Here is a 3971-nt window from a genome sequence, read left to right on the forward strand (position 1 = left end):
GCTGGAGGTCGCTGGCGACGACGGTGCCAGGGAGGACGCTGACGAGGGCGTCGACGACGGTGACGGCGGCGAGCCGGTGCACGCCGTGACGGCGAGCAGTCCGGCGGTCAGCCCGGAGAGCAGCGGCAGGGCGAGGCGGCGGGGCTTCGGCATACGACCAGTCTGCGGGGACGCCCCGGACCCGGCCACCCCGCCGACGTCCGTGACGTGGGACAAGCTGCCCACATCGCGAGATTGGCGCGTGCCCCCTTTGACGCGGGGCCTTCGCTGGGGGACTGTTGACCCGTGGCCCGAATCCTCGTACTTCCCTAGCGCGCCGTCGATCTCCTGACAGCGCGCCACCCCTGCGTCCCGGCTCCCCGGGTCAGGGGTTTTTTCATGAGCACGTCCGACCGGCACGCACGATCGCCGGACCGGGCCCGCACAGGGTCGGCACCCGCCGACCCGACGACGATGTCATCCGAAAGTGGTGAGACACAGTGACCGACACCACGTCGACCGCTGCCACGCCCGCCCGGCCGGGCTCGCCCGCCCCCAACCCCTCCAGCGTCGCCGCCAGCGTGCGGCACCGGACGCCGGTCCAGGTCACGGGCGCGCAGAGCCTCGTCCTCGCCCTGGAGGCGCTCGAGGTAGACACCGTCTTCGGCATTCCCGGCGGAGCGATCCTTCCCGCCTACGACCCGCTCATGGACTCGAGCTCGGTGCGCCACGTCCTGGTGCGCCACGAGCAGGGCGCGGGGCACGCCGCCCAGGGCTACGCCTCCGCCACCGGCAAGGTCGGCGTGTGCATGGCCACCAGCGGTCCCGGTGCCACCAACCTCGTGACCCCGCTGCTGGACGCCCACATGGACTCCGTCCCGATGGTCGCGATCACGGGCCAGGTCGGCAGCGCCTCGATCGGCACCGACGCCTTCCAGGAGGCCGACATCCGCGGCATCTCGATGCCGATCACCAAGCACAACTACCTCGTGACCGACCCGGCCAAGATCCCGCAGGCGCTGGCCGAGGCCTTCCACATCGCCAGCACCGGCCGCCCCGGTCCGGTCCTCGTCGACATCACCAAGGACGCGCTCCAGGCGAGCACCACCTTCTCCTGGCCGCCGACCTTCGAGCTGCCGGGCTACCACCCGGTGACCCGGCCGCACCACAAGCAGATCCGCGAGGCCGCGCGCCTCATGCGCACCTCGCGCCGTCCGATCTTCTACGTCGGGGGCGGCGTGATCCGCGCCGAGGCGCACGAGGACCTGCGCCGCCTGGTGGAGCTCACCGGCATCCCCGTCGTCACGACGCTGATGGCCCGCGGCGCCTTCCCCGACTCGCACCCCCTGCACCTGGGCATGCCCGGCATGCACGGCTCGGTGGCCGCGGTCACCGGCCTGCAGAAGGCCGACCTGCTGATCACCCTCGGCGCGCGCTTCGACGACCGGGTCACCGGCCAGCTGTCGACCTTCGCGCCGGGCGCGGCGGTCATCCACGCCGACATCGACCCCGCCGAGATCGGCAAGAACCGCGTCGCCGACGTGCCGATCGTGGGCGACGCCAAGGAGGTCATCCGCGACCTCATCGACACCATCAAGGCCGACCAGGCCGCGGGCGACGTCGCCGACTACGCCGAGTGGGTCGCCACCGCCACGGGCTGGAAGGCGACCTACCCCGTCGGCTACGTCCACGACGACGAGACGACGATCGCCCCGCAGGCCGTCATCGAGCGGCTCGGCGAGATCGTCGGGCCCGACGCGATCTACTGCGCCGGCGTCGGCCAGCACCAGATGTGGAGCTCGCAGTTCATCCGCTACGAGCGGCCGCGGCAGTGGCTCAACTCCGGTGGTGCCGGGACGATGGGCTACTCCGTGCCCGCGGCCATGGGCGCCAAGGCCGGCGACCCGGACCGCGTCGTGTGGGCGATCGACGGCGACGGGTGCTTCCAGATGACCAACCAGGAGCTGGCCACCTGCGTCGTCAACGACATCCCGATCAAGGTCGCGATCATCAACAACTCGAGCCTCGGCATGGTGCGCCAGTGGCAGACGCTCTTCTACAACGAGCGCTACTCCAACACCGACCTGCACACCTCCCACGACCAAATCCGGATCCCGGACTTCGTCAAGCTCGCCGAGGCCTACGGCTGCGTCGGGCTGCGCTGCGACGACCCCGCCAAGATCGACGAGACGATCCAGGCCGCGATGGCGATCAACGACCGGCCCGTCGTGGTCGACTTCGTGGTGAGCCGCGACGCGATGGTGTGGCCCATGGTCCCCGCCGGCGTGAGCAACGACGAGATCCAGATCGCCAAGGGCATGGCCCCGAATTGGAGTGATGACGAGTGAGCAAGCACACCCTGTCCGTGCTCGTGGAAAACAAGCCCGGCGTCCTCACCCGCATCGCCGCGCTGTTCTCGCGCCGCGGCTACAACATCGAGGCGCTCGCCGTCGGCGAGACCGAGCACCCCGAGATCTCGCGCATGACGATCCGCGTCGACGTCGACGTGCTCCCGCTCGAGCAGGTGACCAAGCAGCTCAACAAGCTCGTCGAGGTGCTCAAGGTCGTCGAGCTCCAGGCCGACCAGTCGGTCCAGCGGCACATCATCCTGGTCAAGGTCCGGGCCGACGCGGCCCACCGCGGCCAGGTGATGGAGGTCGTCGAGATGTTCCGCGCCAAGGTCGTCGACGTCGGGCCCGACACGATCGTCGTCGAGGCCACCGGCAACGTCCTCAAGCTCGAGGCGCTGCTGCGCACCCTGGAGCCCTTCGGCGTCAAGGAGCTGGTGCAGTCCGGCCTCGTCGCCATCGGTCGCGGCTCCCGCTCCATCACCGACCGCAGCAACCGCGGCTGACCGTCCATCGGTCGTATGCCGAGACGCCCGGTCTCGGCATACGGCCCATCCCCGTTAGATAGACGCACGACCACCCACGAAGGAGACCAGCCCATGGCTGCTGAGATGTTCTACGACGACGACGCCGACCTGTCCCTGATCCAGGGGCGCAAGGTCGCCGTCATCGGCTACGGCTCGCAGGGTCACGCCCACGCGCTCAACCTGCGCGACTCGGGCGTCGACGTGCGCGTCGGCCTGGCCGAGGGCTCCAAGAGCCGCGCCAAGGCCGAGGCCGAGGGCCTGCGCGTCCTCACCGTCGCCGAGGCCGTCAAGGAGGCCGACGTCGTCGTCATCCTCACGCCCGACCAGGTGCAGCGCACCGTCTACGCCGAGGAGATCCAGCCCAACCTCAACGAGGGCACGGCGCTGGTCTTCGGCCACGGCTTCAACATCCGCTTCGGCTACATCAAGCCCGAGGCTGGCTCTGACGTGCTCATGGTCGCCCCCAAGGGACCCGGCCACCTCGTGCGCCGTGAGTACACCGACGGCCGCGGCGTCCCCGTGATCGTCGCCGTCGAGCAGGACCCCTCCGGCCAGGCCTGGGAGCTCGCGAAGTCCTACGCCAAGGCGATCGGCGGTCTGCGGGCCGGCGGCATCAAGACGACCTTCACCGAGGAGACCGAGACCGACCTGTTCGGCGAGCAGGCCGTGCTCTGCGGCGGCGCCTCGCAGCTGGTCATGTACGGCTTCGAGACGCTCACCGAGGCGGGCTACCAGCCCGAGGTCGCGTACTTCGAGTGCCTGCACGAGCTCAAGCTCATCGTCGACCTGATGATCGAGGGCGGCATCGCCAAGCAGCGCTGGTCCATCTCGGACACGGCGGAGTTCGGCGACTACGTCTCGGGGCCGCGCGTCATCTCCCCGGAGGTCAAGGACAACATGAAGGCCGTCCTCGCGGACATCCAGGACGGCACCTTCGCCAAGCGCTTCATCGACGACCAGGACGCCGGTGCACCGGAGTTCAAGCGCCTGCGCGAGCAGGGCGCCCAGCACCCGATCGAGGCCACCGGGCGCAAGCTCCGCGGCCTGATGAGCTGGGTCAAGGACACCGACTCGGACTACGTCGAGGGCTCCGCCGCCCGCTGACCTACCTCAGGTA

Annotated in this window: 3 protein-coding genes; all 3 read left to right on the forward strand. The window is 70.0% G+C overall.

The window, feature by feature from the left end; all coding sequences use genetic code 11:
• The first annotated feature begins 479 nt into the window (after window positions 1-479).
• Genes B2P18_RS08115 through ilvC form a run of 3 tightly spaced genes read left to right on the forward strand, consistent with a single transcriptional unit; the run spans window position 480 to window position 3958 of the window.
• Window positions 480-2327, forward strand: a complete 1848-nt coding sequence (locus B2P18_RS08115; RefSeq protein WP_019287843.1) for an acetolactate synthase large subunit — start codon at window positions 480-482, stop codon at window positions 2325-2327.
• Entirely contained in the window at window positions 2324-2833 is a 510-nt protein-coding gene (gene ilvN / locus B2P18_RS08120; RefSeq protein WP_019287842.1) for an acetolactate synthase small subunit, read from the forward strand. Before B2P18_RS08115 ends, ilvN begins: the two co-directional genes overlap by 4 nt.
• A gap of 15 nt (window positions 2834-2848) precedes the next feature.
• Window positions 2849-3958: a ketol-acid reductoisomerase gene (ilvC, locus tag B2P18_RS08125; protein WP_286957957.1), complete on the forward strand. Its 1110-nt coding sequence runs from the start codon at window positions 2849-2851 to the stop codon at window positions 3956-3958.
• The last annotated feature ends 13 nt before the right edge of the window (window positions 3959-3971 follow it).

Source organism: Arsenicicoccus sp. UBA2120 (genome assembly GCF_002330965.1).
GTDB lineage: Bacteria > Actinomycetota > Actinomycetes > Actinomycetales > Dermatophilaceae > Arsenicicoccus > Arsenicicoccus bolidensis.